The sequence below is a fragment of the Citricoccus sp. NPDC055426 genome, assembly GCF_040677445.1.
Classification (GTDB): Bacteria; Actinomycetota; Actinomycetes; order Actinomycetales; family Micrococcaceae; genus Citricoccus.
The window spans coordinates 1-4,347 of sequence record NZ_JBFARZ010000023.1; the positions used below are offsets into that span (position 1 = coordinate 1).

Annotated in this window: 10 protein-coding genes; all 10 read left to right on the forward strand. The window is 63.9% G+C overall.

The window, feature by feature from the left end; genetic code table 11:
- Positions 1 to 261 precede the first annotated feature (261 nt).
- The 10 genes from AB0K08_RS16865 to AB0K08_RS16910 all read left to right on the forward strand — a co-directional run bounded on the left by AB0K08_RS16865 (position 262) and on the right by AB0K08_RS16910 (position 4,249).
- Positions 262 to 465: a hypothetical protein gene (locus AB0K08_RS16865; protein WP_332106593.1), complete on the forward strand. Its 204-nt coding sequence runs from the start codon at positions 262 to 264 to the stop codon at positions 463 to 465.
- Between the two features lie 318 nt (positions 466 to 783).
- Positions 784 to 1,035: a glutaredoxin-like protein NrdH gene (gene nrdH, locus AB0K08_RS16870; protein ID WP_064846206.1), complete on the forward strand. Its 252-nt coding sequence runs from the start codon at positions 784 to 786 to the stop codon at positions 1,033 to 1,035.
- A 29-nt stretch (positions 1,036 to 1,064) separates the two neighbouring features.
- Positions 1,065 to 1,256 carry a hypothetical protein gene (locus AB0K08_RS16875; protein WP_047523862.1) on the forward strand — a complete coding sequence of 64 codons (192 nt, stop codon included), beginning with the start codon at positions 1,065 to 1,067 and terminating at the stop codon, positions 1,254 to 1,256.
- A complete protein-coding gene (locus tag AB0K08_RS16880; protein ID WP_363356489.1) occupies positions 1,253 to 1,774 on the forward strand; it encodes a thermonuclease family protein in 522 nt (173 codons plus the stop codon). The genes AB0K08_RS16875 and AB0K08_RS16880 overlap by 4 nt, the downstream gene beginning before the upstream one ends.
- Before the next feature lie 89 nt (positions 1,775 to 1,863).
- Positions 1,864 to 2,223, forward strand: coding sequence for a single-stranded DNA-binding protein (locus AB0K08_RS16885; protein WP_086991045.1), 360 nt, complete (start codon positions 1,864 to 1,866; stop codon positions 2,221 to 2,223).
- An 88-nt stretch (positions 2,224 to 2,311) separates the two neighbouring features.
- A complete protein-coding gene (locus tag AB0K08_RS16890) occupies positions 2,312 to 3,103 on the forward strand; it encodes a ParA family protein (RefSeq protein ID WP_064846209.1) in 792 nt (263 codons plus the stop codon).
- A complete protein-coding gene (locus tag AB0K08_RS16895; RefSeq protein ID WP_143028277.1) occupies positions 3,096 to 3,491 on the forward strand; it encodes a hypothetical protein in 396 nt (131 codons plus the stop codon). The genes AB0K08_RS16890 and AB0K08_RS16895 overlap by 8 nt, the downstream gene beginning before the upstream one ends.
- Before the next feature lie 13 nt (positions 3,492 to 3,504).
- Positions 3,505 to 3,870, forward strand: coding sequence for a hypothetical protein (locus AB0K08_RS16900; protein ID WP_332106595.1), 366 nt, complete (start codon positions 3,505 to 3,507; stop codon positions 3,868 to 3,870).
- Entirely contained in the window at positions 3,870 to 4,055 is a 186-nt protein-coding gene (locus tag AB0K08_RS16905) for a hypothetical protein (protein ID WP_332106596.1), read from the forward strand. Before AB0K08_RS16900 ends, AB0K08_RS16905 begins: the two co-directional genes overlap by 1 nt.
- An 11-nt stretch (positions 4,056 to 4,066) precedes the next feature.
- Complete coding sequence (locus AB0K08_RS16910) at positions 4,067 to 4,249, forward strand: hypothetical protein (RefSeq protein ID WP_064846212.1); 183 nt, start codon at positions 4,067 to 4,069, stop codon at positions 4,247 to 4,249.
- Positions 4,250 to 4,347: the final 98 nt, after the last annotated feature.

Genomic DNA, 4,347 nt, shown 5'->3' on the forward strand with positions numbered 1-4,347 from the left:
ATGGGCATGCTCAACCACCATTTCGCAGCAGCCGCCTGATCGGCGCAGAGCGACAGCCTACCTCTGACTGCCGCCAATCTTTGCAACAGAGCCCGGCCGCGCCGAGAAGTCGGTACTCAACGGCATCGGGGAGGGCTGGACAGAAAGGCAACTCGATCAGTTCGAAATGGAGTGGATCGAGGCCTAGACGCCAATAGACCTATTAGGTAAAATAGACCTATAAACCCCATAACCCCGAAACCGAACCGAGAGGTTGCACCCATGACCATCACCGCCGAGCACCTGACCATCACTCTCGAAGACGGCCGCGAGCTGATCGGCCGAACCCCCGTCGAGCTGGCGCACAAGTGGGCCGAGGCCGAGCATGGCGACGAGTGGCAGCAGCTCAGCGCCGCAAAGCAGAGCATCGAAATCACCGCTGCGCTCGATGCGCTCAACAGGGCAGCGCAGGAGTACAGCGAATGAATGCCCGCCGCCCGCGGCCGTTCGGCCGCGGGCACCAGGCGGCAGCGCCGGGGCGCTGCACCGGCCGCTGCGCGGCCGCCCATCTTTCAAATCGTATTTTGCCGTGAAGCCTGCGGCATTCTACGTTCGCTCCACCTGCACGCAAGTGCTTTCGCGGCATATCCTCGCGTCTCTCGCTGGCGCTCGGCCGCTCCGGTATTCCACGGTCACTTGCCCTCCGGCTGCGCTCGCTACGAAGGCACATGGTGCCTTCACGGCAAAAAAACGTGAGGGGAGTGTCAGAGGGAACCGAGGCACTGGGCAGGAAAGGAACCGATCATGAGCTTTACAGTCACCGTCTACAGCAAGCCGAGCTGCGTGCAGTGCAACGCGACCTATCGGGCGCTCGATAACAAAGGCATCAACTACCAGGTGATCGACGTGAGCGCCGACGCCGAGGCCGCCGAGTACGTCAAGGGGCTGGGCTACATGCAGGCACCCGTCGTCGTCACCGATGACGAACACTGGTCAGGCTTTCGACCCGACAAGATCGAAGCGCTCTCGCAGCGACTCACTGACACCGCGGAATAGACCCATAAGACCCATAAGGGGGAAATGTCATGCTGACCAAAGAAGAGCGCGCCGCGTGGATCGCGAAGCGCGAGGCCGAGCACCAGAAGATCAAAGACCGCATCCGTGCAGCCGGGATCAAGTACCCGCTGGGCTGGGATGAAATGGGATCGAGTGAGAAAGATATGTGGGAAGACCGCATGATCCGCTCTATCGACCGGCTCGAAGGGAAGAGCAAGTGAGGGCGGCCGCGCTGCGCACGATCCTTGCAGGCGTGCTCGCACTCGCAAGCGCCACCGGCCTACAGAGCTGCACCGAGACGAGCGCAGCCGACGCCGAGCTGCTGCCCGCTGAGAGCGCACAAGTGATCGCCGTAGTGGACGGCGACACCATCGACGTGCAGACGGCCGGGGGAGAGGCGCGGGTGCGCCTCATCGGCCTCGATACACCCGAAATCAACCGTGACGGCGGGCAGGATGACTGCTACGCGCAAGAGGCGCGCGACGAGCTGAACGCAATGGTCTACGGGCAGGCGGTCGAGCTGCGCGCCGATCCTACTCAGGATGACACCGACCGCTATGGGCGACTGCTGCGCCATGTCTACATCGACGGGCAGAGTGCCGCCGTCGTGCTGCTCGAAGCAGGAGCCGCGCACGAGTACACCTACGATGCGCCCTACATCGGCCAGGCCGAGCACCGCGACGCAGAGCGCGCAGCGCAGGCCGACGAGCTGGGAATGTGGGGGAGCTGCACCGGATAATCTGCCGAAACCATAGACACGACTAGACCTATTAGGTACAATAGACCTATAAACCCCATAACCCCGAAATCGAACCGAGAGGAAAGATCATGACCACCTTCATCAGCTTCACCGGGAACCTGGCCAAGGCACCCGAGCTGCGCACCGACAAGAACGGCCGCCCCTACACCTTCGCTCGCGTTATCCGCACGGATCGCGTGAACAAGGGCGGCGAGTTCGAGGACGGCGGCACCGAAGGGTACGACGTTGCAGTCTGGGGAGCCGACGCCGAGGCGCTGTGCGACCTCGCTGAGCGTTGCGGGAACGTGCGCGTGAACGTCGCGGGCGAAGAGCTGCTGGACACCTACACGAACGACGAAGGCAACACCCGCACCGTTCGCAAGGTGCTCGATGCAGAAGTGACCGTGAGCCTTCGCGGCCAGACCGTCACCGTCGAGCGCCGGAACTAGACCGCCGAGATAGTGGGCTGCCAAGGCGCAGCCCACTATCTGCCCCCAATAGGGGTATTAGTACCATTAGACCTGAAAGAAGGGCACCATGATTCTCGCGTACTGCAACCAGAAAGGCGGAGTGGGGAAGTCCACCACCGTCTACCACCACGCCCGCGCCGCGATCCTCGACGGACAGCGCGTGCTCGTGATCGACGCCGACCCGCAGGGCAACATCACCAGCGTTCTCACCGAAGACATGCAAGAGGGCGACGTTGGAGTGGCCGACGCACTCAGCAGCCGCAGCAGCGACACCCTGGCCGACGTGCTCGTGCCCGGTATCTGGGAAGGCCTCACGGTCGCGCCGACCGTGGGCGACAACCTGGCCGACGTGCGCAACGAACTCGTTATCTCATCGGAGCCAGGCCGCGAATCGCGGCTGCGCGCGCAGCTCGCCGCGATCCAGACCGAATATGACCTGGTGCTCATCGACTGTGGCCCCGCTATCGACCCGTTGACGATCAGCGCACTCACGGCAGCCGACGCCGTCGTGATCGTCTCACAGTCGAAGCTGTGGAGCGTCAACGGCCTGGCGAAGCTGATGAACACCGTGAGCCTGGTGCGCGAGCACTACAACCCGCGGCTCACAGTCGCCGGACTCGTGCTCAACGCCCACGAAGCGCACACACTCGCCGGAGGCCACTGGGCCGACGAGCTGACGGCAGCCGCCGAAGCTGCGCAGCTCCCGATTCTCACCCCACCCGTACCGAAGCGGCAGGCAATCGCAGATGCCACCGAAACGGCCCGAGGCCTAGACGAGGGCGACGCGCAGGCGCGCGAGCTTGCCGCGATCTACGCCGCACACATTGACCAGCTCAAGAAGGGAACTGCTCATGTCTAAGAAACCCGAACGCCGACGCTCGCAGCTCAGCGGCCTGTCGCCCGTAGCGCCGACGAGCGGCCGCGTCGAGCCAGAGAAGCCGGCCCCTGAGAGTGCAGCACCCGCAGCGGCCGCGCCCGCTGCGCCAAAGCGCACCGTGGCGGCCGCCAGCTCGAAGCCTGGCACCCGCACGAAGATGGGCTATTACGCCGCACCAGAGGACAGCGAACGCATCCGCGCAGCGTTCATCGCAGCGAGGAACGCAGGGCGGCCGTATCGGTCACTCTCTGACTTCCAGCTCGAAGCGATCCTTGACCAGGTAGTGCGGCTCGAAGCCGAACTGAACGGCGGCCGACCGTTCGAGGGCGCACCCGCGCACAGCCTGTCACCCGGCCGCCCGATGGAGTAAGGGAGTAACCACAATGGCAATCAACGAGGAACAGCGGCAGCTCGAAATTGCCGCCGAGGTCGAAGAGCTGGCGCGCACGCTCGCGCACTCAACTCGAGCTGTACCGCACCCGATCGACTCATACCGACTGCTCGGTGAGCTGGGCGCAACCATCGACCATTTGGCGCAGGTGATCGACCAGCTCGGCAAGTGGCACAGCCGCACCGAGGACGGCAAGCACTACAACGGCGAAGACGGCGACGGCACCGGCAGCGCCCATGCGGCCGCTGACGAGCTGACAACCGCAGCAAACATGCTCAGGCGCGCATCGAGCCACGTTGGCCGGGCACACAGCCATAACGGCGTCGTGCGTTGGTATCAGGAGCCGCAGGAGAGCTGATGAGCGCGCTACAGATCATCTACTACGTCGGGATCGTCGTAGGCATCGCCATGTTCGTTGCATCATGGCTGATCCGCCGTAAGCAGATCACCGAAGGCCCGCTGGCCCAAGCTGAGAAACCGTTGATGCTCGGGGGAGCGGCCGTCACGTTAGCCTTCGCGCTGCTCGGCTTCGCCACGATATGAGAGGGGCAGCTATGACTCAGAGCGATCAGATGAGCGACGCGGAGCTGGCGCGTGAGATGAGCCGACTTGAGGCGGCGATAGCCGCCGCTGCGAGTGACGAAGAGCGGCAGCGCTGCAATGCGTTGTTGAGCGAAGTGCGCTTCGAGATGATGACGCGCGGCCACGTCGCACAAGGTGGAGGCTGCGCCCAATAACGGTCGTTATCTGGAGTCCGGTCAGACGTGGCCATGACGTCCAGCACGCGACTCAGCGGATCGGAAGCTCTCCTGGTGGACGCGCTTATCTTGGGGCC